The 24,095-nt window shown below is 63.0% G+C and carries 26 protein-coding genes; 6 read left to right on the forward strand and 20 right to left on the reverse strand.

The genetic code is table 11. The features are described 5' to 3' along the window. Positions 1–19 precede the first annotated feature (19 nt). On the reverse strand, positions 20–784 hold the full coding sequence (locus L6D80_RS01775; protein ID WP_054899970.1) for a substrate-binding periplasmic protein: 765 nt from the start codon (positions 782–784) through the stop codon (positions 20–22). A 125-nt stretch (positions 785–909) separates the two neighbouring features. On the opposite strand from L6D80_RS01775, the gene dnaX reads away from it, so the two are divergent. The 3 genes from dnaX to recR all read left to right on the forward strand — a co-directional run bounded on the left by dnaX (position 910) and on the right by recR (position 4,031). After that, a complete protein-coding gene (gene dnaX / locus L6D80_RS01780; RefSeq protein ID WP_176512494.1) occupies positions 910–2,940 on the forward strand; it encodes a DNA polymerase III subunit gamma/tau in 2,031 nt (676 codons plus the stop codon). A gap of 64 nt (positions 2,941–3,004) precedes the next feature. Next, positions 3,005–3,340, forward strand: coding sequence for a YbaB/EbfC family nucleoid-associated protein (locus L6D80_RS01785; protein ID WP_054899968.1), 336 nt, complete (start codon positions 3,005–3,007; stop codon positions 3,338–3,340). Positions 3,341–3,428: 88 nt separating this feature from the next. Then, entirely contained in the window at positions 3,429–4,031 is a 603-nt protein-coding gene (gene recR / locus L6D80_RS01790) for a recombination mediator RecR (protein WP_054899967.1), read from the forward strand. Between the two features lie 21 nt (positions 4,032–4,052). On the opposite strand, the gene L6D80_RS01795 is transcribed toward recR, so the two are convergent. The 16 genes from L6D80_RS01795 to ccoN (L6D80_RS01870) form a co-directional block, all read right to left on the reverse strand. Then, on the reverse strand, positions 4,053–4,601 hold the full coding sequence (locus tag L6D80_RS01795) for an adenine phosphoribosyltransferase (RefSeq protein ID WP_054899966.1): 549 nt from the start codon (positions 4,599–4,601) through the stop codon (positions 4,053–4,055). 55 nt (positions 4,602–4,656) lie between these two features. Next, on the reverse strand, positions 4,657–5,391 hold the full coding sequence (gene fnrA, locus L6D80_RS01800) for a Crp/Fnr family transcriptional regulator FnrA (RefSeq protein WP_054899965.1): 735 nt from the start codon (positions 5,389–5,391) through the stop codon (positions 4,657–4,659). A 185-nt stretch (positions 5,392–5,576) separates the two neighbouring features. After that, complete coding sequence (hemN, locus tag L6D80_RS01805) at positions 5,577–6,959, reverse strand: oxygen-independent coproporphyrinogen III oxidase (RefSeq protein ID WP_176512495.1); 1,383 nt, start codon at positions 6,957–6,959, stop codon at positions 5,577–5,579. A gap of 103 nt (positions 6,960–7,062) precedes the next feature. Then, on the reverse strand, positions 7,063–7,746 hold the full coding sequence (locus L6D80_RS01810; RefSeq protein WP_176512496.1) for a sulfite exporter TauE/SafE family protein: 684 nt from the start codon (positions 7,744–7,746) through the stop codon (positions 7,063–7,065). Then, positions 7,739–7,966: a cbb3-type cytochrome oxidase assembly protein CcoS gene (gene ccoS, locus L6D80_RS01815; RefSeq protein ID WP_054899962.1), complete on the reverse strand. Its 228-nt coding sequence runs from the start codon at positions 7,964–7,966 to the stop codon at positions 7,739–7,741. Before ccoS ends, L6D80_RS01810 begins: the two co-directional genes overlap by 8 nt. Next, entirely contained in the window at positions 7,948–10,419 is a 2,472-nt protein-coding gene (locus tag L6D80_RS01820; RefSeq protein ID WP_054899961.1) for a heavy metal translocating P-type ATPase, read from the reverse strand. The genes ccoS and L6D80_RS01820 overlap by 19 nt, the downstream gene beginning before the upstream one ends. Positions 10,420–10,560: 141 nt before the next feature. Further along, complete coding sequence (locus tag L6D80_RS01825; protein WP_054899960.1) at positions 10,561–11,088, reverse strand: FixH family protein; 528 nt, start codon at positions 11,086–11,088, stop codon at positions 10,561–10,563. A gap of 15 nt (positions 11,089–11,103) precedes the next feature. After that, positions 11,104–12,519: a cytochrome c oxidase accessory protein CcoG gene (gene ccoG, locus L6D80_RS01830; RefSeq protein WP_176512497.1), complete on the reverse strand. Its 1,416-nt coding sequence runs from the start codon at positions 12,517–12,519 to the stop codon at positions 11,104–11,106. A 304-nt stretch (positions 12,520–12,823) separates the two neighbouring features. After that, positions 12,824–13,804, reverse strand: a complete 981-nt coding sequence (ccoP, locus tag L6D80_RS01835) for a cytochrome-c oxidase, cbb3-type subunit III (RefSeq protein ID WP_054899958.1) — start codon at positions 13,802–13,804, stop codon at positions 12,824–12,826. Next, positions 13,801–13,998 (reverse strand): CcoQ/FixQ family Cbb3-type cytochrome c oxidase assembly chaperone, encoded by a 198-nt coding sequence (locus L6D80_RS01840; protein ID WP_043273373.1) that lies wholly within the window; start codon positions 13,996–13,998, stop codon positions 13,801–13,803. The genes ccoP (L6D80_RS01835) and L6D80_RS01840 overlap by 4 nt, the downstream gene beginning before the upstream one ends. A 5-nt stretch (positions 13,999–14,003) precedes the next feature. Beyond that, entirely contained in the window at positions 14,004–14,612 is a 609-nt protein-coding gene (gene ccoO, locus L6D80_RS01845) for a cytochrome-c oxidase, cbb3-type subunit II (RefSeq protein WP_054899957.1), read from the reverse strand. Then, positions 14,612–16,054: a cytochrome-c oxidase, cbb3-type subunit I gene (gene ccoN / locus L6D80_RS01850; protein WP_054899956.1), complete on the reverse strand. Its 1,443-nt coding sequence runs from the start codon at positions 16,052–16,054 to the stop codon at positions 14,612–14,614. The genes ccoO (L6D80_RS01845) and ccoN (L6D80_RS01850) overlap by 1 nt, the downstream gene beginning before the upstream one ends. Before the next feature lie 348 nt (positions 16,055–16,402). After that, on the reverse strand, positions 16,403–17,338 hold the full coding sequence (gene ccoP / locus L6D80_RS01855) for a cytochrome-c oxidase, cbb3-type subunit III (protein ID WP_054899955.1): 936 nt from the start codon (positions 17,336–17,338) through the stop codon (positions 16,403–16,405). After that, positions 17,335–17,538: a cbb3-type cytochrome oxidase subunit 3 gene (locus tag L6D80_RS01860; RefSeq protein ID WP_054899954.1), complete on the reverse strand. Its 204-nt coding sequence runs from the start codon at positions 17,536–17,538 to the stop codon at positions 17,335–17,337. Before L6D80_RS01860 ends, ccoP (L6D80_RS01855) begins: the two co-directional genes overlap by 4 nt. A gap of 5 nt (positions 17,539–17,543) precedes the next feature. Then, a complete protein-coding gene (ccoO, locus tag L6D80_RS01865; RefSeq protein WP_054900114.1) occupies positions 17,544–18,152 on the reverse strand; it encodes a cytochrome-c oxidase, cbb3-type subunit II in 609 nt (202 codons plus the stop codon). Positions 18,153–18,165: 13 nt separating this feature from the next. Beyond that, on the reverse strand, positions 18,166–19,590 hold the full coding sequence (gene ccoN, locus L6D80_RS01870) for a cytochrome-c oxidase, cbb3-type subunit I (RefSeq protein WP_176512498.1): 1,425 nt from the start codon (positions 19,588–19,590) through the stop codon (positions 18,166–18,168). Between the two features lie 51 nt (positions 19,591–19,641). Between ccoN (L6D80_RS01870) and L6D80_RS01875 the strand changes: the two genes are divergently transcribed. Continuing rightward, complete coding sequence (locus tag L6D80_RS01875) at positions 19,642–20,334, forward strand: alpha/beta family hydrolase (RefSeq protein WP_054899952.1); 693 nt, start codon at positions 19,642–19,644, stop codon at positions 20,332–20,334. Between the two features lie 91 nt (positions 20,335–20,425). On the opposite strand, the gene ppnP is transcribed toward L6D80_RS01875, so the two are convergent. After that, positions 20,426–20,710, reverse strand: a complete 285-nt coding sequence (ppnP, locus tag L6D80_RS01880; RefSeq protein WP_054899951.1) for a pyrimidine/purine nucleoside phosphorylase — start codon at positions 20,708–20,710, stop codon at positions 20,426–20,428. A 90-nt stretch (positions 20,711–20,800) separates the two neighbouring features. Further along, the gene (locus tag L6D80_RS01885; protein ID WP_054899950.1) at positions 20,801–21,346 is read right to left on the reverse strand and encodes a 3'-5' exonuclease; all 546 of its coding nucleotides are present in this window, start codon (positions 21,344–21,346) and stop codon (positions 20,801–20,803) included. Between the two features lie 163 nt (positions 21,347–21,509). Here L6D80_RS01885 and L6D80_RS01890 point away from each other — a divergent pair, with 163 nt between their 5' ends. Then, complete coding sequence (locus L6D80_RS01890) at positions 21,510–22,310, forward strand: substrate-binding periplasmic protein (RefSeq protein WP_176512499.1); 801 nt, start codon at positions 21,510–21,512, stop codon at positions 22,308–22,310. A gap of 64 nt (positions 22,311–22,374) precedes the next feature. Continuing rightward, positions 22,375–23,388, forward strand: coding sequence for a GNAT family N-acetyltransferase (locus L6D80_RS01895; protein WP_054899948.1), 1,014 nt, complete (start codon positions 22,375–22,377; stop codon positions 23,386–23,388). Positions 23,389–23,504: 116 nt separating this feature from the next. Here L6D80_RS01895 and L6D80_RS01900 read toward each other — a convergent pair whose 3' ends face one another. Beyond that, the gene (locus L6D80_RS01900) at positions 23,505–24,035 is read right to left on the reverse strand and encodes an RNA polymerase factor sigma-70 (RefSeq protein ID WP_054884092.1); all 531 of its coding nucleotides are present in this window, start codon (positions 24,033–24,035) and stop codon (positions 23,505–23,507) included. Positions 24,036–24,095: the final 60 nt, after the last annotated feature.

The raw sequence follows: 24,095 nt of genomic DNA on the forward strand, positions 1-24,095 counted from the left end.
TCTCAAGGCGGGGCCCCGATCAAGGCTTGACCCCCGAAACCTCACCTGAATAAACCGCAGCCCCATAGCGCCGCGTGATTCGCTCGATCTCCCCTGATTCCTTCATGCGAACCAATGCCCGCAACACCCCTTGGGTCGGCACCGACGGATCATTTCGCACCATGCACCCCAGCGCCTGCTGTTCCAGCACCGCCAGCACTTGCAGCCGCTGGCCAGTGGGTAACCGCTGGTTAAACCACTGCAGCGACAGCTCGTTGCTCACCGCATGCCGATAGCGCCCAATCTGCAGCTTCTGCAGCGCCAGCTCCTGGCTGCGGCTGTCTTCACGGCGTAATTGCCCACGCTCGAACAGAGGGTCCAGCGTGGTGTAGGTGTAACCCAGTACCGTACCAATGGCCTGCAGCGGCAGTTGCTCCGGGCGGGTAGGTTGGTCGTTCGGCTGCCCGACCAGTACATCCCGCAGGCGAAACAGCGGTATGCTCCAGGCGAACCGCCCCGGCCGATCGTTGAACCACTGGGGGCTTACATAACAGCGCACATCGACGTCGCCGTCATCCATGGCCTGCTGCAGGCGCAGGCGGGGCAGCACATGGTATTCGGCGCGGGCGCCGACTTCGCGGGCCATGGCTTGCATCAGGTCGAACAGCAGCCCTTCAACCGGCTGCTCGTCCGCCACGCGCATCAGCGGCATGCTCCAGCTCTCGGCGACGGAAAACCGCAGCACGGGCTGGTCGGCCAGGCTTTGGGTGTTGCACAGCATCAGCAGGGCCAGCAGTCTTCGCAAGGCTCATTCTCCCTGAACGGCATGCGCCAGTTCCTTAGCTTAGCCGAACCTTGCAGGGTGCAATTTTGCCCCCGCTCCGCTAGCATTAGCGATCTTCCGCTCGATCAGGCTGCGATGGTTTTTCGATGAGTTATCAGGTTCTTGCACGTAAATGGCGTCCGCGCTCGTTCCGCGAAATGGTCGGCCAGGCCCATGTGCTCAAGGCCTTGATCAATGCCTTGGACAACCAGCGCCTGCACCATGCCTACCTGTTCACTGGTACGCGCGGCGTGGGCAAGACCACCATTGCGCGGATCATCGCCAAATGCCTCAACTGTGAGACGGGCATTACCTCCACGCCCTGCGGTACGTGTTCGGTGTGCCGGGAGATCGACGAGGGCCGCTTCGTCGACCTGATCGAGATCGACGCTGCCAGCCGGACCAAGGTCGAGGACACCCGCGAGCTGCTCGATAACGTGCAGTACGCACCGAGCCGCGGGCGCTTCAAGGTTTACCTGATCGACGAAGTGCACATGCTGTCCACGCACTCGTTCAACGCCTTGCTCAAGACGCTGGAAGAGCCACCGCCCTACGTTAAGTTCATCCTCGCCACCACCGACCCGCAGAAGCTGCCGGCCACCATCCTGTCGCGTTGCCTGCAGTTCTCGCTGAAGAACATGAGCCCGGAGCGTGTGGTCGAGCACCTGAGCCATGTACTGACGGCCGAAAACGTGCCGTTCGAACCCGACGCGCTGTGGCTGCTCGGTCGCGCTGCCGATGGGTCGATGCGCGATGCCATGAGCCTGACCGACCAGGCTATTGCCTTTGGCGAAGGCAAAGTGATGGCCGCCGACGTGCGGGCCATGCTCGGCAGCCTCGATCACGGCCAGGTCTATGGGGTGCTGCAAGCGTTGCTGGAGGGCGATGCGCGGGCGTTGCTCGAGGCCGTGCGCAACCTTGCAGAGCAAGGGCCAGACTGGAGTGGCGTACTGGCCGAGATGCTCAATGTGCTGCACCGTGTGGCTATCGCCCAGGCATTGCCTGATGCGGTGGACAATGGCCAGGGCGACCGCGACCGGGTATTGGCGCTGGCGTCCGCCCTGCCGGCCGAGGATGTACAGTTCTACTACCAGATGGGGCTGATCGGCCGCCGCGACCTGCCATTGGCACCGGACCCGCGGGGCGGCTTCGAGATGGTCCTGCTGCGCATGCTGGCGTTCCGCCCGGCCGATACCGACGATGCGCCGAAGCCGGTGCTAAAGCCGGTGGGGATCAGCCAGGCCACAGCTGATCCTGCAAACCCGGTGGCAGCGCCAGCGGCGGTCGCTGAAGCGCCGGTTGTTGCTGCCGTGCCGCCGGTCGCCGTGGCAGCCGTTGCTCCGGCGGAGGTTGTCGCAGAGGCCGAAGCGGCGGTCGAGGCTGTTCCAGAGCCAGAGCCAGAGCCAGCAGAACCTGCGCCGGAAGCGGTTGCTGAAGTAGTCGACCTGCCGTGGGAAGAGCCCATTACTGAGCCCGCGCCCGCCACTGCGAAGCCCGACCCTGCACCGGTGCCACAAGCTGCCGAACCTGCCCACGACGAGCCACCGTTCGATCCGTCCGCCTACTCCCCGGCGGGCATGGACCGTGACGATGAGCCGCCGATGGATGAGGACTATTACATCGGTGACAGCGATCCGGTGGGCTTCAGCTACCTGGACGAACTGGCCGAGCACGTGCAGGAAGAACCGCCCGTCGCCGCGCCCGAGCACTTGCCTGCCGCGAAGCCTGCCACTGGCCTGGCCCTGCAATGGCTGGAATTATTCCCACAGTTGCCTGTGTCCGGTATGACAGGCAACATCGCTGCAAACTGTACGTTGATGGCTGCAGACGGTGACGACTGGCTGCTGCACCTGGACCCGGGCCAGGGCGCGCTGTTCAACGCCACCCAGCAACGCCGCCTGAACGAAGCGCTCAACCAGCACCTGGGGCGCACGCTGAACCTGCGGATCGAGCTGATCCTCCCCGAACAGGAAACCCCGGCCCAGGCGGCAGCACGCAAGCGTGCCGAGCGTCAGCAGGACGCAGTGGCCTCGATTGAGCAGGATCCGTTGATCCAGCAAATGATCAAGCAGTTCGGTGCTACGGTGCGGCAGGATACTATTGAACCTGTAGAGGCCCTGGTCAGCCAGGGACAGTAATGCATAACCATGCGGCCGGCCCTTTGCCAGGCCGCATCACATGACCCAATCGAGGTATACCCCCATGATGAAAGGTGGCATGGCCGGCCTGATGAAGCAGGCCCAGCAGATGCAGGAAAAGATGGCCAAGATGCAGGAAGAGCTGGCCAACGCTGAAGTAACCGGCCAAGCCGGTGGCGGCCTGGTGAGCGTGGTGATGACAGGTCGTCACGACGTCAAGCGCGTCAGCATCGATCAAAGCCTGATGTCGACCGACGAAGACGACAAGGAAGTGCTCGAGGACCTGATCGCTGCGGCCCTTAACGACGCTGTTCGCAAGGTCGAGCAGAACAGCCAGGACAAGATGGGCAGCATGACCGCCGGCATGCAACTGCCGCCGGGCTTCAAAATGCCGTTCTGATCGATCCTTTGCTTCAAATGGGGAGTAACGGCCGTGTGGTCGTTGCTCCCTTGTTCATTCTGTTTCCCGAACTGGCAGGCCTGCACACATGAGCTTCAGCCCCTTGATCCGTCAACTGATCGACGCCTTGCGCACCCTCCCGGGTGTCGGTCAGAAAACCGCCCAGCGCATGGCTCTGCAACTGCTAGAGCGGGACCGCAGTGGCGGCCTGCGCCTGGCCCAGGCGCTCAGCCAGGCCATGGAGGGGGTTGGGCACTGCCGTCAGTGCCGTACCCTGACCGAGCAGGAGCTGTGCCCGCAGTGCGCCGACCCGCGGCGTGACGACACTCAGCTGTGCGTGGTGGAAGGGCCGATGGACGTGTACGCGGTGGAACAGACCGGCTACCGAGGCCGCTACTTCGTGCTCAAGGGGCATCTGTCGCCGCTGGATGGCCTAGGGCCTGAGGCGATCGGGGTGCCGCAACTGATGGCGCGGATTGACGAACAAGGCAGCTTTACCGAGGTGATCCTGGCAACCAACCCGACGGTGGAAGGGGAGGCGACGGCCCATTACATCGCTCAGTTACTGGCGCAGAAGGGCTTGGCCGCCTCGCGGATCGCCCACGGTGTACCGTTGGGTGGCGAGTTGGAGCTGGTCGATGGCGGCACCCTGGCGCATGCCTTCGCCGGGCGCAGGCCGATTTCCCTCTGATCTTGCGTCCCTGGAGCTGACTCAGTACTCGCTGAGCGAGAATTCGGTCAGGCAGAAGGTCGGCACCCCCGCCGCACGCAGCCGGCGTGAGCCGTCCAGCTCTGGCAAATCGATGATCGACGCCGCCTCGAAGACCTGGGCACCGGTGCGGCGCACCAGGTTGACCGCTGCCAGCAACGTGCCGCCCGTCGCAATCAGGTCATCGAAGATCAGCACCGAATCACCGTCGCACAGGCTGTCGGCATGCACTTCCAGGAAGGCTTCGCCGTATTCGGTCTGGTAACCCTCCGACAGCACATCGGCCGGCAGCTTGCCCTGTTTGCGGAACAGGATCAGCGGCTTGTTCAGCTGGTGAGCGATGATCGAGCCGATCAGGAACCCGCGTGCATCCATGGCGCCGATGTGGCTGAACTCAGCTTCGACATACCGCTCGATGAACTGGTCGGCGACGTAGCGCAGCCCGCGCGGCGACTGGAACAGCGGGGTGATATCGCGAAAGATCACGCCCGGTTTGGGGAAGTCCGCTACCGGGCGAATCAGGGCTTTGAGGTCGAAGGCGTCGCTGTGCATGTGGCGAGTAATCCTGGGGAAACGAATGCGCCAGTATACCTTTTCGCGCAGGCTTTCAGGCCTCCAACGCACCACCGGCCAGTGCGCACAGCTGGATGGGGTCCAGGATGTGCACTTCCTTGCCCTCGGCGCGGATCAGCCCGTTCTGTTGGAAGCGGGTGAATACTCGTGACACGGTTTCAACCGCCAGGCCCAGGTAGTTGCCGATCTCGTTGCGCGACATGCTCAAGCGGAACTGGTTGGCCGAATAGCCGCGGGCGCGGAAGCGTGCAGACAGATTGACGAGGAACGTCGCAATGCGTTCGTCGGCGGTTTTCTTCGACAGCAGCAGCATCATTTGCTGGTCATCGCGGATCTCACGGCTCATGACCCGCATCAGTTGGCGGCGCAGTTGCGGCAACTGCACCGATAGCTCGTCGAGGCGCTCGAAGGGGATTTCGCACACCGACGTGGTCTCCTGGGCCTGTGCCGATACCGGGTAGGCCTCAGTGTCCATGCCCGACAGGCCCACCAGTTCGCTGGGCAGGTGGAAGCCGGTGATCTGCTCCTCGCCGCTGTCGCTCAGGCTGAAGGTCTTGAGGGCGCCGGAGCGTACCGCGTAAACCGAGCCGAAATTGTCACCCTGGCGGAACAGGAACTCGCCTTTTTTCAGCGGCCGTCCACGTTTGACGATTTCATCCAGTGCATCCATGTCTTCCAGGTTGAGCGAAAGAGGCAGGCACAGGGGGGCCAGGCTGCAATCCTTGCAATGGGCCTGGTTGTGTGGGCGCAGTTTGACTGGCTCGGACATTTGAATCGATCCTTGTGGGAAAGCACACATAAGACGTAAGGGTAACCTACGGCATAGGGTGTAGGCCAGCGTCGCTAGGGTGGTGCGAGCTGGCCGGCCCTCAGCTAAAGGCTGCCGGGGGGCTGTTCTGGCCCATAGTGTGCCCGACAAGGACGCTTGTCCATGCGGTTTATCGACGTGCTCGGCTAGATGACACGCGAGAAGCGCTGGCGGTTGTGCATCGCCAGGTAGGCGTCGAACACCATGCACACTGAACGGGCCAGGAGGCGGCCGGCCGGCAGAATACGTATGCCCTGGTCGTCGAGCCTGATCAGGCCATCGCGTTGCATGGTCTGCAACTGTGGCCACAGGTCGTTGAAGTAACCGCGAAAATCAAGGGTGAAGGCTTCCTCGATGGGCTCGAAATCCAGCTCGAAATGGCAGATCAGCTGCTGGATCACTGCCCGTCGCAGGCGGTCGTCGTGGTTACACAGTAGGCCGCGCTGGGTTGCCAGTTGGGCGCTGGAGAGTGCGTTCTGATAGGTGTTCAGGTCGCTGCTGTTCTGGCAGTACAGGTCGCCGATCTGGCTGATGGCCGATACCCCTAGGCCAATCAGGTCGCAGTGGCCATGGGTGGTGTAACCCTGGAAGTTGCGTTGCAGGGTGCCTTCTTCCTGGGCGATGGCCAGCTCGTCATCGGGCAGGGCGAAATGGTCCATGCCGATGTAGCGGTAGCCGGCGCCCGTCAGCTGCTCGATGGTTGCGCGGAGCATGTCCAGTTTTGCAGCCGGGCCCGGCAGCTCGCTGGTGTCGATGCGCCGTTGCGGCATGAAGCGTTCGGGCAGGTGGGCGTAGTTGAACACCGACAGGCGGTCCGGTTGCAGGCGGATCACTTCTTCCACAGTGCGGGCGAAACCTTCTGGCGTCTGTTTGGGCAAGCCGTAGATCAGGTCCAGGTTGACCGAGCGGAATTGCAAGGTGCGCGCCGCTTCGATCAGGGTGCGGGTCTGCTCCAGGCTCTGCAGGCGGTTGACCGCACGTTGCACCGCCGGGTCCAGGTCCTGGACGCCGAGGCTTACGCGGTTGAAGCCCAGTTCGCGCAGCAGGCCCATGGTCGACCAGTCTGCCTCGCGCGGGTCGATTTCGATGCCGTAATCGCCAGAATCGTCGTCCAGCAGGTTGAAGTGCTGGCGCAGGGTGGCCATCAACTGGCGCAGTTCCACATGGCTGAGAAAGGTTGGCGTGCCGCCGCCGAAATGCAGCTGTTCAACACGTTGTTTGGGGTCAAGGTGGCAGGCGATGAGCTGAATTTCCTGCTCCAGGCGCTGCAGGTAAGGCGCGGCGCGGCCACGGTCCTTGGTGATGACCTTGTTGCAAGCGCAGTAGTAGCAGATGTTGGCGCAGAACGGCACGTGCACGTACAAAGACAGCGGGCGCACGGCGCGGCGGCTTTCGCGCAGGGCATGGAGCAGGTCGAACGAGCCCACTTCGCTGTGCAGTTGCACAGCGGTGGGGTAGGAGGTGTAGCGTGGGCCGGCCAGATCGTAGCGGCGGATCAGGTCGGCATCCCAGCGTAGATCTTCGAGCATGTGGGCGGTCCCCGGAAAGAGCAGCAGTGCACCGGAGTCTATGGCTGTCTGTAGGAAACTGTGTTGATTTGTATCAAGAGCAGCTTGGGCTGCGCAGCCCCTGTCAATGCCCCATCAACCAGTGCTGGTGAGGCCCGGGCAAGGTCCAGAGCCCGAACAGGATCACCAGCAGGCCACCGGCCATCCGCACGCTGCGCCGTCGCAACAGCGCATTCACGCGCTCTGCCGCCAACCCCGTGGCCAGCAACACCGGCCAGGTGCCCAGCCCGAACGCCAGCATCAGCGCTGCGCTGTACCCCGCCTGCCCTTGGCTGGCTGCCCACAGCAAGGTGCTGTAGACCAGCCCGCACGGCAGCCAGCCCCACAGCGCGCCAAGCAGCAGCGCCCGTGGCAGGCTGGAAACCGGCAACAAGCGCGAAGCCACGGGCTGGATGTGCCGCCACAGCCCCCTGCCCAGCGCCTCGATGCGCGTAAGCCCGCTCCACCAGCCCGCCAGATACAACCCCATGGCGATCAACAGCAGGGCGGCTGCCACGCGCAGCGCCAGGGCAGCCGGGCCGCTGGCCACGGCCCAGCCGGCCAGGCCCAGCAGCAGGCCGGCGCAGGCGTAGCTGAGCACTCGCCCCAGGTTGTACGCCAGCAGCAGGCGCACGCGGCGGGCGCGTTGTTCGGGCGGGATGGCCAGGGTCAGCGCGCCCATCAGCCCGCCACACATGCCCAGGCAATGGCCGCCGCCGAGCAGGCCGAGCACCAGTGCCGAGCCGAGCAGGGGCAGTAGGTCAGGCACGGGGCGGTTGTTCCTTGTGTGCGGATGGGGCGTTTTCGGAGCCTGCTTCTTCGTTCTTGACTGCGGCCTGGTGGCGTGGGTCTTGATCATCGAACAGGATGCTGTGGGCAGGGCTGTCCAGGTCGTCGTATTGGCCGCTGTCCACTGCCCAGAAGAAGATGTAGACGGCGACCCCGACAAGCAGCAGGGCGGCCGGGATCATTATATAGAGGGCGGGCATGGCGTCTTCCTTCCGTATGGCGCCAAGCCCGCCGCGGGCTTGCCTGCTTTTACGGGCAGGCGGGTCAGGCGCAAGGCGTTGAGCACCACGATCAGCGAACTGACCGACATGCCGATGGCTGCCCATACCGGGGTGATCCAGCCGAGCGCGGCGAACGGCAACATGAGGCCATTATACAGCGTCGCCCATAGCAGGTTCTCGAGGATGTTGCGGCGGGTGCGACGGGCCAGGTCAAAGGCTTGCACCAGCGCCTGCAGGCGGTTGGACAACAGCACGGCATCGGCGCAGGTCTTGGCCAGGTCGGTAGCGCTGCCCATGGCGATGCTGATGTCGGCAGCGGCCAGCACGGGCACGTCATTGACTCCATCGCCAAGCATCAGCACCTTGCGTCCGGCATTTTGCAGCGCCTTGAGCCTGTCCAGCTTATCGTCCGGACGCAGGCCGCCGATCGCCTGGTCGATACCCAGTTGTGCGGCCACTTCGGCGACCATCGGCGAACTGTCGCCCGACAGCAGCAGGGTGCGCCAGCCACGTGCCTTGCAGGCTGCGAGCAGGGCAGGCGCGTCTTCGCGCAGGCGGTCGTCCAGGCCGAACCAGGCCAATGGGCCTTGGCGGTCGCCTAGCAACAGCCACTGGCCGCGCGGCTCCGGCACGCCGGGGGTTGGCGTGCCGCTGAGGGCGCAGACGAACGTAGCCTGGCCAATGCGCAGGCGCTGGCCATCGACCACACCTTCCAGGCCCAGCCCAGGGATTGTCTGCACGTCTTCTGCGGGCGCGGCCGCGCGGCCGAAGGCACGCGCAATCGGGTGTTCAGAGCGGTTCTCGAGTGCGGCAGCCAGCGCCAGGCAACGGTCGGCGGGCAGGGCTCCGACCTGGCGGATACTGCGCAGAGCCAAGCGGCCCTCTGTGAGGGTGCCGGTCTTGTCGAAAATGACCGTGTCGATCTGGTTCAGGCCCTCCAGCACATGACCGCGGGTGACCAGCAGGCCGAGCTTGTGCAGGGTGCCCGTGGCGGCGGTCAGGGCGGTGGGGGTGGCCAGCGACAAGGCGCAAGGGCAGGTCGCCACCAACATTGCCAGGACGATCCAGAACGCCCGTGTCGGGTCCAGGTGCCACCACCACAGGCCAATGACCAGCGCCGCCAGCAGGCTGAACAACAGGAACCATTGCGATGCCCGGTCGGCGATTTCCGCCAGGCGCGGCTTCTCGGTCTGAGCGCGCTCCAGCAGACGGACGATGGCCGACAGGCGCGAATCATGGCCCAGCGCCTCGACCTGCACATGCAGGGTACTTTCCACGTTCAGTGTGCCGCCGGTCACGCGTTCGCCAACCCGGCGCGGCTGGGGCAGGTATTCACCGGTCAGCAACGATTCGTCGACGCTGGAGCGCCCTTCGACAATGCGCCCATCGGCCGGGATGACTGCGCCGGGCAGCACCTGTACGGTGTCGCCGCATTGCAGTTCGCCAAGCAGGATGCGTTCGACCTGGCCTAGGGCTCCCAGGCGCAGGCACGAGGCGGGCAGCAGGTTGACCAGTTGCGCGGTGGCCGCCGCGGTGCGCTCACGTGCGCGGCGCTCCAGGTAACGGCCCGTGAGCAGAAACAGCGCGAACATGCCCACGGTGTCGAAATACAGCTCGCCACTGCCAGTGACTGCAGTCCAGATGCCCGCGCCGAAGGCCAATGCGATGGCCAGCGAAACCGACACGTCCATTGTCAGGTGGCGGGTACGCAGGTCACGTGCGGCGCCCTTGAAGAACGGCGCGCAGCTGTAGAACACAATAGGAATGGTCAGAAACAGCGCCACCCAGCGCAGAATGGTGTGCAGCTCAGGCGACAGGTCGATGTTGAATTCCGGCCAGGTGGCCATGGTCGCCATCATGGCCTGGAACCACAGTAGCCCCGCCACCCCGAGGCGGCGCAAGGCACTGCGGTTCTCGCGGGCCAGTTGTTCGGCGGCCTGGTCAGGCTGATACGGGTGGGCGGCATAGCCTATCTGCCGTAACTCGGCCAGCAGCCTGGACAGCGGCAGTTGGTTGTCGTGCCAACTGAGCAGCAGCCGGTGGTTGGACAGGTTCAGGCGCGCGTCGGCCACGCCGGGCAGGTTACGCAGGTGCTTTTCGATCAGCCAGCCACAAGCCGCGCAGCTGATACCTTCGACCAGCAGAGTGGCCTCGGCCAGCGCGCCGGCATGGTGGACGAAGGTTTGCTGCACGTCGCTGCGGTCGTAGAGGGCCAGCTCGTCCTGCAACTGTCTGGGCAGGGCCTCAGGGTTGGCGCTGCTGTCACTGCGGTGCTGGTAGTAATGCGCCAGGCCGCCGGCCACGATGGCTTCGGCCACCGCCTGGCAACCGGGGCAGCAAAACTGCCGGGGCTCGCCAAGGACCACGGCGGTGAAGCGGCTGCCGGCGGGGACGGGCAGGGCGCAGTGGTAGCAGGGGATGGGCTGGGTCATAAGGCGAGCACGCATGGGCTGAGAGGAACGGGTCCTGTGGGAGCGGGCTTGTCCCGCGACGGGGTCAATTCAGGCAACACCCTATGTTGGTCTGGCCCCTTAGCGCGGCAAGCCGCTCCCACAGGTACGAAGGTGATGCGGCTATTGGTGCTCGGCACCTTGCAGCGCTTCATCACCCAGCTGCAAGGCCACGCCATGCTCGACCTTCTCCTCTTCGAACAGCCGCCACACTTGCCCCTGCTGGCTGCCCAGCAATTCGACGAAACGCCGCCCCTCGACCTTGTCGTCCAATTGGCCGACATACCGCCCCGCTTCGGCACGGCTCAGTTGCACCTTGCGATCCTTGTCCGGCTGGGTCGGCGAAATCAGGTTCAACTCCAGGGTTTGCGGGTCGCTGTTGCCGGTCAGGCGCAGGTCCACTTCGCCGGTCAGTTCATCAAGGTGCACGCTGGCCTTGAGGTTGAGGGTCTGGGCGAGCAGTTCGCGGTCGAGCGAACGGTTGATCCCCTTGCCGGCCTCGTAGTAGTTGTCGTTGACCAGGTTGTCCGGGTTGCGCACAGCAATGCTGACCATGGTCAGGCTCAGGCATACCGAGGTGGTCAGGATGCCGATGATGATCCAGGGCCAGAGGTGCTTGTACCAGGGGCTGGTGGCGGTGGCGGCAGTCATTGTGGGTGTTCTCTCTTAGCGGATCTGTGGGCCGATGAAGCGGCTCTTGGCTTCTACCTCGGTAGCGCTGTCGTCGGCGCTCTTGAGGATGAAGGTGATTTCGTTGGTGGTCGAGGGCAGTTTCTCCGGCGCGACCGACAGCTGTACCGGCAGGCTGACGATATCGCCGGCGGCCACGCGGATTTCGCGCTGGCCTTCCAGGCGCAGGTCCGGCAGGCCGGCGGCGTCGAGCACATAGACATGGTCGCGCTGGTCCTTGTTCATCACCTTGAGGCTGTAGACGTTCTCGATCCGGCCCTGGGCATTCTCGCGGTACAGCACTCGGTCCTTGCTCACGTCGAAACCGACCAGCGAGCGGGTGGCGAAGGCGGTGACAAGGGCGCCGATCATGACCAGCAGGACCAGTGCATAGCCGATCAGGCGTGGGCGCAGCATGTGGGTTTTCTGCCCGGACAGGTTGTGCTCGGTGGTATAGCTGATCAACCCTTTGGGGTAGTTCATCTTGTCCATGATGCTGTCGCAGGCGTCGATGCAGGCAGCGCAGCCGATGCATTCGATCTGCAGGCCGTCGCGGATGTCGATGCCGGTGGGGCAGACCTGCACACACATGGTGCAGTCGATACAGTCGCCCAGGCCCTTGGCCTTGTAGTCGAGGTCTTTCTTGCGCGGGCCACGGGTTTCGCCGCGGCGCGGGTCGTAGGACACGATCAGGGTGTCCTTGTCGAACATCACGCTCTGGAAGCGCGCATAGGGGCACATGTACACGCACACCTGCTCACGCAGCCAGCCGGCGTTGCCGTAAGTGGCCAGGGTAAAGAAGCCGACCCAGAAGTAGGCCCAGCCATCGGCCTGGCCAGTGAAGAATTCGATGACCAGTTCGCGGATCGGCGAAAAATAGCCAACGAAGGTCATGCCGGTAACGAAGCCGATCAGTAGCCATAGGCTGTGTTTGACGAACTTGCGCAGGAACTTGTTGCCGCTCATGGGCGCTCGGTCGAGCTTCATGCGCTGGTTGCGGTCGCCTTCGGTGACTTTTTCGCACCACATGAAAATCCAGGTCCACACGCTTTGCGGGCAGGTATAGCCGCACCACACGCGGCCGGCGAACACGGTGATGAAGAACAGGCCAAACGCGGCGACGATGAGAATGCCTGACAGCAGGATGAAGTCTTGTGGCCAGATGGTGGCGCCGAAGATGTAGAACTTGCGCTCTGGCAGGTTCCACCACACGGCCTGGTGGCCGCCCCAGTTCAGCCATACGGTCCCGAAGTACAGCAGGAACAGCACAGCCCCACCCACCATCCGCAGCCTGCGGAACAAACCAGTGAACGCGCGGGTGTAGATTTTCTCGCGAGAGGCGTAGAGGTCGACGGAATCCTTCCCTTTGCTGGCAGGCGGGGTGACGTCATGTACCGGAATTTGCTTGCTCATCATCAAGTCCCACGGCGGTGGAGAAATGCCGCGGCCAGTGCGTGCCGGCCGCAGTCTCGCGCGTTCTGCACGCGCGCTGCGATCCATGATACGCCGGTGATGGCACGCTGGGGTCGCACTGCGACCTTTTGTCGCATTGGGTTCGTGGAGTGAATCGTGTTATGGCGGGTGTCAATTGATCCAGGTCAGCAGCGGGTGCATTTGCCGGCCTCTTCACGGGGCAAGCCCGCTCCCACAGGTGTTGCCCCATGACCTGTGCAGTACTGTGGGAGCGGGCTTGCCCCGCGAAGAGGCCTGGCCTGCCTTACTCAGCCTTTTCAGGCTCCTGCTGCTGATGCGACAGGCTGTACACATAGGCCGCTAGCAGATGCACCTTGTCGTTACCCTGCAGCTGCTCCTGCGCTGGCATCTGCCCTTGGCGACCATAACGGATGGTCTGCTGCAGCTGGGCGAAGCTCGACCCATAGATGAACGCCTGCGGATGGGTCAGGTTCGGCGCGCCCATTGCCGGCGTACCCTTGCCTTCCGGCCCATGGCAGGCCACGCAGTTGGCAGCGAAGATTTTCTGCCCGTTCTCGGCATCGGCCTTGGTGCCTTCAGGCAGGGTACGGCCATCGAGTTTGCTGAGCACGAAGGCCGCGACATCGGCCACGCCTTGCTCACCGATCACTTCCGACCAGGCTGGCATCACGCCATGGCGCCCGCCCATGATGGTGGTCTTGATGGTTTCCGGTTCGCCGCCCCAGCGCCAGTCGTTGTCGGTCAGGTTGGGGAAGCCATAGGCGCCCTTGGCATCGGAACCATGGCACACCGAGCAGTTGGAGGCGAACAGGCGCGCGCCCATCTTCAGGGCTTGCGGGTCCTTGGCCACCTCTTCGATGGGCATGGCGGCAAACTTGGCGAAGATCGGCCCGAAGCGGGCATCGGCCTTGGCCATCTCTTTTTCCCACTCGTGCACACCGGTCCAGCCAGACTGACCGTTGGTGAACTCGGTCTGCTTGTCGTTATCCAGGTACGAATAGCCCGGTAACATGCCTTTCCAGTTGCCCAGCCCCGGGTACAGCACCAGATAGCCCAAGGCGAAGACGATGGTGCCGACGAACAGCCAGAACCACCATTTTGGCAAGGGGTTGTCGTACTCCTCAATGCCATCGAAGGCATGCCCCACGGTTTCGTCGGTCACCTCTTCACGCTGGCCCTTGCGGGTCGACAGCAGCAGCCAGGTCAGGGCGAAGATGGTGCCCAGGGTCAGGACGGTGACGTACAGACTCCAGAAGGTTGTCATTGTTGTTTGCTCCCAGCAGCTTTTGCTTGCGCTTGCTCGACGTGCTTTTTGGCCTCGGGATCATCGGCGAAGGGCAACTGGGTCGCCTCGTCGAACTCCCGCTTGCGCCGTGGGTTGAAGACCCACAGCGCCAGGCCCACGAACGCCACCATCACCACCACGGTGCCCAGGCCGCGAATCATCCCGATATCCATCAGCGTCACCGTTTGCTCTTGATGAGGGTGCCAAGACCCTGCAGGTACGCGACGATGGCGTCCATTTCGGTCTTGCCCTTGACCGCGTCGCGGGCGCCGGCGATGTCGGCGTCGGTGTAGGGCACGCCGAGGGTGCGCAGCACTTGCATTTTCTTCGCGGTGTCTTTGCCGTCGAGCTTGTTTTCCACCAGCCACGGGTAGGACGGCATCTTCGATTCCGGTACCACGTTGCGCGGGTTGTACAGGTGCGCACGGTGCCAGTCGTCGGAGTAGCGCCCACCTACGCGGGCAAGGTCCGGCCCGGTTCGCTTGGAGCCCCACAGGAACGGGTGGTCCCACACGCTTTCACCGGCCACCGAGTAGTGGCCATAGCGCTCGGTCTCGGCGCGGAACGGGCGGATCATCTGTGAGTGGCAGCCCACGCAACCTTCGCGGATGTAGATGTCTCGGCCTTCGAGTTCCAGCGCAGTGCGCGGCTTCATGCCTTCGACAGGTTTATTGGTTACGTCCTGGAAAAACAGCGGGACGATCTGGGTCAGGCCACCGATGCTGACGGCGATGACCATGAAGAAGGCCAGCAGGCCTATGTTCTTCTCGACGACTTCATGCTTCATCAGTGCGCTCCCACGACGACGATCTTGGCCGCTTCATCTGCTTCCACGGGGTTGGCGGCGCGTACGGTGCGCAACACGTTGTAGGCCATCAGCAGCATGCCGGAGGCGAAGAACGCACCGCCCAGCGCGCGGACGATATAGCCCGGGTGGCTGGCTTGCAGCGCTTCGACGAAGGAATAGGTGAGCGTGCCGTCATCGTTGATGGCGCGCCACATCAGGCCTTGAGTAATGCCGTTGACCCACATCGAGGCGATGTACAGCACGGTGCCGATGGTTGCCAGCCAGAAGTGCGCGTTGATCAGGCCGACGCTGTGCATCTGCACGCGGCCGTACAGGCGAGGGATCATGTGGTACACAGCGCCAATCGAGATCATGGCGACCCAGCCGAGCGCGCCGGCATGCACGTGGCCAATGGTCCAGTCGGTGTAGTGCGACAGTGAGTTCACGGTCTTGATGGCCATCATCGGGCCTTCGAAGGTGGACATGCCATAGAACGCCAGCGAGACGACGAGGAAGCGCAGGATCGGGTCGGTGCGCAGCTTATGCCAGGCACCGGACAAGGTCATCATGCCGTTGATCATGCCGCCCCAGCTTGGCGCCAGGAGGATGATCGACATCACCATGCCCAGCGACTGTGCCCAGTCGGGCAGTGCGGTGTAGTGCAAGTGGTGCGGGCCGGCCCAGATGTAGAGGGTGATCAGCGCCCAGAAGTGAACGATCGACAGGCGATAGGAATAGATCGGCCGTTCGGCCTGCTTGGGCACGAAGTAGTACATCATCCCCAGGAAGCCGGTGGTGAGGAAGAAGCCCACGGCGTTGTGGCCATACCACCACTGGATCATGGCGTCGGTGGCGCCGGAATAGGCCGAGTACGATTTGAACAGGCTCACCGGCAGCGAGATGTGGTTGACGATGTGCAGCATCGCGGTGACCACGATGAAGGCACCGTAGAACCAGTTGCCGACGTAGATGTGCTTGGTCTTGCGTTTGACGATGGTGCCGAAGAACACCAGTGCGTAGGTGACCCAGACGATGGCCAGCAGGATCGCGATCGGCCATTCCAGCTCCGCGTATTCCTTGGTGGTGGTGTAGCCCATCGGCAGGGTGATCAATGCCCCGAGGATCACCGCCTGCCAGCCCCAGAAGGTGAAGGCGGCCATGCTGTCGGAGATCAGCCGGGTCTGGCAGGTTCGCTGCACCACGTAGTAGCTGGTGCCGAACAATGCACAGCCGCCGAAGGCGAAGATGACCAAGTTGGTATGCAGTGGGCGCAAGCGGCCGAAGCTGGTCCAGGGCAGGTCCAGGTTCAGTTGCGGCCACACCAGCTGCGAGGCGATGAAGACGCCGAGGCCCATGCCAAGGATCCCCCAGACCACCGTCATGATGGCGAACTGGCGGACGACCTTATAGTTATAAGCAGTCGGACTGATTGCAGTGCTCATTCTAAGGTTCCACGGTTTTGGAGTTCTTGTTGGTTGAAAAATCGGCGCCAGTATCGATAACCACCAGGGTTATGGCAACGCAGGCGTCCTGCGCCGACCCGTGTCCGGGCCCTTTTGCCGGTGTCCCGCAGCAATAGGGTTCGGGCGATTGTACACAAATAAATATTTGTAATGTGTACCGTTTTTCGTATTTTTCTGATCGAACGGTCAAGCTTTTTTGCGGGCGGCGTCAGGCTATGCGCCGCGTCTGCTTCGCTGGACTGGCAGCGAAGCCCACTGAGGCAACAAGCTTAGTTCTGTTCGGAGGGGGTGCAAGGAGGGGTGGGGCCGCGCAGCGGCCCCGGGGTGTTACTCGGCCGTTACGGTTTCAGCGCTTTGCGACAGGCTATAGACATAGGCCGCCAGCAGGTGGACCTTGTCATTGCCCTGAATGTCCGCCTGGGCCGGCATCTGCCCTTGGCGGCCGTAGCGAATGGTCTGCTGCAGCTGGGCAAAACTCGAGCCGTAGATGAACGCCTGCGGATGGTTGAGGTTGGGCGCTCCCATGGCGGGTGTGCCATTGCCCTCAGGCCCGTGGCAGGCCACGCAGTTGCCGGCGAAGATCTCCTTGCCTTTGGCCACGTCGGCTTTGACCCCTTCGGGCAGGCTGCGTCCGTCGAGGTTGGTCAGTACATAGGCCGCGACGTCCGCCACGCCTTGCTCGCCAATTACCTCGGCCCACGCGGGCATCACACCGTGGCGGCCATTCATGATCGACGCCTTGATGGTCTCGGGGTCGCCGCCCCAACGCCAGTCGTTGTCGGTCAGGTTGGGGAAGCCGTAGGCGCCCTTGGCGTCGGAGCCGTGGCATACCGAGCAGTTGGAAGCGAACAGGCGGCTGCCCATCTTCAATGCCTGAGGGTCCTTGGCCACCTCCTCGACTGGCATGGCGGCGTACTTGGCGAAGATCGGGCCGAACTTGGCGTCAGCCTTGTCCATTTCCTTCTGCCACTCGTTGGCGCCGGTCCAGCCGTTTTCGTAACCAGGCAGGATGCCTTTCCAGTTGCCCAGGCCCGGGTAAAGGATCAGGTAGCCCACCGAGAACACCAAGGTGCCGACGAACAGCCAGAACCACCACTTGGGCAATGGGTTGTCGTACTCCTCGATGCCATCGAAGCTGTGGCCCATGGTCTGGTCGGTGGTGCTGTTGCTCTGGCCCTTGCGGGTCGACAGCAGCAGCCAGGTCAGGCCGATCAGGCTGCCGATGGTCAGTACGCTGATGTAGGTACTCCAGAAGGTAGTCATTGACTTACGTTCCTCAAAACGGGCCTCTTGGCAGTGTCCTGCCCGGCAGGGGGCAGGCGGTCGTCGACGAAGGGCAGCAGGCGCGCTTCGGCGAAATCACGGTCGCGGCGGCGGTTGAACACCCAGAGCGAGAGGCCGATGAAGGCGATCATCACTACCAGGGTGCCCAGGCCGCGGATCATGCCGATGTCCAGTTCCATCGCACTTACCTCTTGTTCTTGATCGCGGTGCCGAGCACCTGCAGGTAGGCCACCAGGGCGTCCATCTCGGTCTTGCCCTTGACCGCGTCGCGGGCACCGGCAATGTCCTCGTCGGTGTAGGGCACGCCAAGGGTGCGCAAGGTGCGCATCTTGATGTCGGTGTGGCTGTTGTCGACCTGCTGGGCCACCAGCCACGGGTAGGACGGCATCTTCGACTCCGGTACCACGTTGCGCGGGTTGTACAGGTGCGCACGGTGCCAGTCGTCGGAGTAACGCCCACCTACCCGGGCAAGGTCCGGCCCGGTGCGTTTGGACCCCCACAGGAACGGGTGGTCCCACACGCTTTCACCGGCCACGGAGTAGTGGCCATAGCGCTCGGTCTCGGCGCGGAACGGTCGGATCATCTGTGAGTGGCAGCCCACGCAGCCTTCGCGGATGTAGATGTCACGGCCTTCCAGTTGCAGCGCGGTGTAAGGCTTCATGCCTTCGACCGGCTTGTTGGTCACGTCCTGGAAGAACAGCGGGACGATCTGCGTCAGGCCGCCGATGCTGACGGCAAACACCATCAGCAGGGCCAGCAGGCCGACGTTTTTCTCGATGACTTCATGTTTCATCAGGCAGGTCTCCTCAGGCCAGTTGCGCGTTGGCAGGGGCGGCATCGATGGCCGGGGCACGCACGGTGCGCCAGGTGTTCCAGGCCATCAGGAACATGCCACTGAGGAAGATCGCACCACCAACGAAGCGCACAATGAAGCCAGGGTGGCTGGCTACCAGGGTTTCCACGAACGAGTAGGTGAGCGTGCCGTCACTGTTGACCGCGCGCCACATCAGGCCCTGGGCGATGCCGTTGACCCACATCGAGGCGATGTACAGCACGGTGCCGATGGTCGCCAGCCAGAAGTGCGCGTTGATCAGGCCCAGGCTGTACATGCGCTCTTGGCCGAACACTTTCGGGATGGTGTGGTACAGCGCGCCGATGGAGATCATCGCCACCCAGCCGAGGGCGCCGGCGTGTACGTGGCCAATGGTCCAGTCGGTGTAGTGGGACAGGGCGTTGACCGTCTTGATGGCCATCATCGGGCCTTCGAACGTGGACATGCCGTAGAACGCCAGCGAGACGACGAGGAAGCGCAGGATCGGGTCGCTGCGCAACTTATGCCAGGCACCGGACAGGGTCATCATGCCGTTGATCATGCCGCCCCAGCTCGGTGCCAGCAGAATCAACGACATCACCATGCCCAGCGACTGTGCCCAGTCGGGCAGCGCGGTGTAGTGCAGGTGGTGCGGGCCGGCCCAGATGTACAGGGTGATCAGTGCCCAGAAGTGGACGATCGACAGCCGATAGGAATACACCGGGCGTTCGGCTTGCTTGGGCACGTAGTAGTACATCATCCCCAGGAAGCCAGCGGTGAGGAAGAAGCCCACCGCGTTGTGGCCGTACCACCACTGCACCATCGCATCGGTAGCCCCGGCGTAGATGGAGTACGACTTGGTCAGGCTGACCGGCAGCTCCAGGTTGTTGACGATGTGCAGCATCGCCACGGTCAGGATGAACGCGCCGAAGAACCAGTTGCCGACATAGATATGCTTGGTGTTGCGTTTCATCAGCGTGCCGAAGAACACGATGGCGTAGCAGACCCAGACGATGGTGATCAGGATGTCGATCGGCCATTCCAGCTCGGCGTATTCCTTGGAGCTGGTGTACCCCAGCGGCAGGCTGATGGCCGCGAGCAGGATCACCAGTTGCCAGCCCCAGAAGGTGAACGCGGCCAACCTCGGTGAAAACAGGGTGGTCTGGCAGGTGCGTTGCACCGAATAATAGGAGGTGGCGAACAGGGCGCAGCCGCCGAAGGCGAAGATCACCGCATTGGTATGCAGGGGTCGCAGGCGGCCGAAGCTGGTCCAGGGGAGGTCGAAGTTCAGGGAAGGCCAGGCGAGCTGGGCGGCGATGAAGACGCCGAGCCCCATCCCGACGATTCCCCACACCACCGTCATGATGGCGAATTGGCGGACCACCTTGTAGTTATAGGCGGTACTGCTGGTTGTGTTCATGTATGGGTTCCCATCCACGGTTTATTTGGCAGGCTATACAGCGAGGCAAGCATGAGTAATGGGCAATGTGCCGGTATTGACGGGGATCAATGGGCGAAGATCAGAAATGTCCCAGGCTTGCACTGCGATCTTCCACAGAATCAGGGCAGCGATGCCCCTTGCGCGTGTCTGATCCTGGCCCATGGTGCAGGCGCGCCGATGGACAGTGGGTTCATGAACGAGATGGCGCAAAGGCTGGCGGCGCTTGGGGTAGGGGTGGTTCGTTTCGAATTCCCTTACATGGCCGAACGCAGGGTCAGTGGCGGCAAGCGGCCGCCCAATCCGCAGAAGGTGCTATTGGAATGCTGGCGCGATGTGTACCGGCAGGTGCGACCTTTGGTCGCGGGCAGGCTGGCGGTGGGTGGCAAGTCGATGGGCGGACGCATGGCCAGCCTGTTGGCCGACGAACTCGGCGCCGATGCGCTGGTATGCCTGGGGTATCCCTTCTATGCAGTGGGCAAACCGGAAAAACCGCGGGTCGAGCACCTGGCAGGCTTGCAGACACCCACATTGATCGTGCAGGGCGAGCGGGATGCACTGGGGAATCGGGAGGCGGTGCAGGGGTATGCATTGTCACCGTCGATTGAGGTGAGCTGGCTGGTGTCAGGGGATCATGACCTGAAGCCGCTGAAGGCGTCGGGGTTCAGCCATGAACAGCATCTGCAGGCGGCGGCTGAGCAGGTGGCGGGTTTCCTGTTGAAATAGTGCTGCCCTCATCGCTGACAAGCCGGCGCTCACACAGGTCATGCCCTGCGGGCGCTGGCGTGCCGGCGATAGGGCCGGTGCAGGCAATCGCTTAGTCGCGGTACTCGCACAGGTAAGCGGTGTCTACCGCGACTTTGAGTTGGAACTTGCTGTCGGCGGCAACATTGAACTTGTCGCCTGCATGGAAGGTTTCCCAGTTGTCGCTGCCTGGCAGCTTCACGGTCAGTGCACCGGACACCACGTGCATGATTTCGCGCTTGGCAGTGCCGAACTCGTATTCGCCCGGTGCCATGACGCCGACGGTAGCCGGACCTTCACTGCCTTCGAAGGCGATCGACTTGACGGTGCCATCGAAGTACTCGTTGACCTTGAACATAGGGCGACTCCAGAAAAAGAGGGGGTGAAAAAGGGCTGGCCAGTATGCCCAAGCCCATCCGCCCCGTCATCTGCTTTCACGGCCCTGGGTTCACGGGCTCGGCAGGCTCAGCGGCAGCAGCCGTGCCGTATTGCGCGCATCTTCAAGGGCCCGGTGCTGCTGCCCGCAAAAGTGCATCCCGGCCAACTGCAGGGCGCCGTTGAGGCCCGCCGGGCGCTGCAAGTGGCGGGCCTTGGCAAAACGCTGCTTGAGGTTGATGTGCGGCAGCTGGCGCAACAGGCTGTCGACGTGATGGTGTTGCCATTCCTGCAGCAGTTGCTGGCGATCGTAGTCGCCCCAGCTGACCCAGGCCTGCAACTGCCCGCGGTGGTGGCCAAGCCAGCGCTCGAAGCGCGCCCACACTTCGGGGAACGCCGCGGCGCTGTCGACGTTGGCCTGGCTGATGTGCGTCAGCTCGCGACAGAATGGCGTCAGTTGTGGCCGTCGCCGGGGCCGCACGAAGCGCTGGAAGTGGTCCACTTCGCGGCCTTCGCGGGTCACCAGGCTGGCGCCGATTTCAATGATTTCCATCTCCGTGACCGGCCAGCCACCGTCATCGGTGGTGGCTTCCAGGTCGATCACCAACCAGTGGCCCATACCAGGCTCCCTCGCCATACATGCTAGAGCAGCGTAGCCAATGTGCGGGCACACGGCATCCCCTGGCAAAATGCCCTCACTTTGGCATAACCAGCGGTTGTACCCTGCCGGGAAAACGCCTAGCTTAGACGCATCCAGGTAAGAACCGTGATGAGTGTCCGTCTTGACCCCAGCGCCCGGCCTGAAGGCTCTGTCCACCTTGTTGTTGCTGGCCGCAGTATGGCTGGCGGTGCCGGCATGGGCTGGTGACGCCATCGAGGTAAAGATTGGCGCCGCGCACTTTCCACCGTACACCGTGCGCCCTGAACAAGGCGCTGATACTGGCTTGTTGCCTCAACTGGTCGAGGCATTGAACCGCTTGCAGCCCGATTACCGCTTCGTGCTGGTGCCCACGTCCATTCAGCGGCGTTTTGGCGACTTGCAGCAAGGCCGCACCGACATGGCCATCTTCGAAAACCCTGAGTGGGGCTGGCAGCACATTCCCCACCAGGCAGTGGACATGGGCCTGGAAGACGCCGAAGTGTTTGTGGCCAGGAAGATCGATGGCCGCGATCAGCACTACTTCGACGACCTGGCCGGCAAGCGGCTGGCCTTGTTCAATGGCTATCACTACGCGTTTGCCGGCTTTAATCCGGACCCGAAATACCTGCGCAGCACCTACAACGCAACGCTGACCTATTCCCATGACAGCAATTTGCTGATGGTCCAGGTCGGTCGCGCCGACATCGCGCTGGTCACCCGCTCGTACCTCAGCGACTTTCTGCTGCGCAACCCGGCCAGCCTCAACCAGTTGATCGCTTCGACGCGCATTGACCAGGTCTACCACCACTACGCGTTGTTGCGCCCTGATGCGCCCATCAGTGGCCAGCGATTTGCCGCGCTGCTACGTTACCTGCGCGATACGGGTGAGCTGAGCCGTATCTTCCAGCCCTACCGAATCACCGTCGAAGCGCCTCACGACTAAATTCCCTGGTGGCGACCACGTTTTCCGGAGTGAGCCTTTCTTTCATTTGCCGTGAGCACTGCCCATGCCGTTCGATGCCGCTTCGCAGCCCCTTTCACCGCCACGCTGGCGCAGCTTGGCTGCCGAAGAGGGCGATTGTTGGTTGAGCCTTACCCTTGAGGGCCAGCCGTTGATCCAGGTGCGCCTGGAACCTGCAGAAACCTTGGCAGTGCACCTTCAGCGCCTTTGCCCCGAGCGCCCGCAACAGGCCCTGTGGGCGGCCTGCTATTGGCTGCTGTCGCGTGACCCGGCCCGCCAGCGTCTGGCCTGGCACCTGCCAGAGGCAGTCCCTGAAACCCTCGCCAGTGGCCTGTTGCTCATCACCGAGCAGCCCGGCGTGTACCTGTGCGAGCGCACGGTGTTCTGGCAGTTGCCACAGCCCTGGCTCGGCCAGCCGGTCGGCGATGCCTATCCGCAGCAGATGCAGATCAGCAATGGCAAGCGCCACCCTCGCCGCGCGCCCAAGCCACGTGGCGAGGTGTACCGGCGCTTCGATGCACGCCTGGGTAGCTGGGTTTCGTTACGCACCCTGGAAATCGATCAGGACCTGGAGCGCTTCAACCGCTGGCAGAACAACCCGCGTGTGGAGAAGTTCTGGCAGGAGGGCGGCTCACTGGAGCAGCACCGTGAATACCTGACGAAGCTCGAGGCCGACCCGCACACCGTGACCTTGATCGGCTGCTTCGATGATCAGCCGTTCGCTTATTTCGAGGCTTATTGGGCCAAGGAAGATCGCATCGCGCCGTTTTACCCGGCAGATGACTATGACCGCGGCATCCATATGCTGGTCGGGGAAGAGATGCACCGCGGCCCGCACAAGGTCGCCAGCTGGTTGTCAGCGCTGGTGCACTACTTGTTCCTGGATGACCCTCGCACCCAGCGGGTGGTTGCCGAACCGCGTGCCGACAATGGCAAGATGATCGGCTACATGCATGACCAGTGCTTCCATTGCGACAAGGAATTCGATTTCCCGCACAAGCGTGCAGCGCTGATGATTCTGGGGCGGGAGCGGTTTTTCGACCGTTGCAGGCTGGTCTGATCTATCGAATGGGCTCCTTCGCGGGTAAACCCGCTCATCCAGGCCCGCACTGCAGCGATGCGGTGAAGGCCTGTACGAGCGGGTTTTCCCGCGAATGAAGAGGCCGTGCAGGACGATCAGGCCTGCCGGCTGGCCGTCTTGCGGCAGTGAACCAGCGCGTCACGGATCATGAAGTTGACCAGTGTCGGCGATACCCCCAGCTCCTTGGCAATGTCCTTCTGCGGCACACCGTGCAGGCGGTACATCTCGAAGGCGTAACGGGTACGCTGCGGCAGTTCGTTCAGCGCCTCGGCAATGTGCTCAAGGGCTGCCAGGTTGATGTGCGTGGCTTCGGGAGAGGCGTTCGGGATGACGACGTTCAGGCCTTCCTCCTCGCTGCCGGAGTACTTCAGCTCCATCGCCTGTTTGCGGTAATGGTCGATGGCCAGATTGCGCACGATCTGGAACAGGTAGCTGAGCTGGGCCTTGAACGACGAGGTGATCTGCGGGGCTGCGCTGAGCCGGAAGAAGGCGTCCTGCACCACATCCTCGGCACGGGAGCGGCAGCCAGTAATGCGGGCTGCGATCTTGACCAGGATGCTGCGGTTGTCGACGAATGCTTGGAGTAATGGTGAATCGCACTTACTTGTGGATAGTTGTTCCGCCATGGAAATCACCTTGTCTCGGGGGGGAATAGGAGCACCCCGGACAGGGAAGCTTCCTACGAC

This window comes from Pseudomonas ceruminis (assembly GCF_021602025.1).
Classification (GTDB): domain Bacteria; phylum Pseudomonadota; class Gammaproteobacteria; order Pseudomonadales; family Pseudomonadaceae; genus Aquipseudomonas; species Aquipseudomonas ceruminis.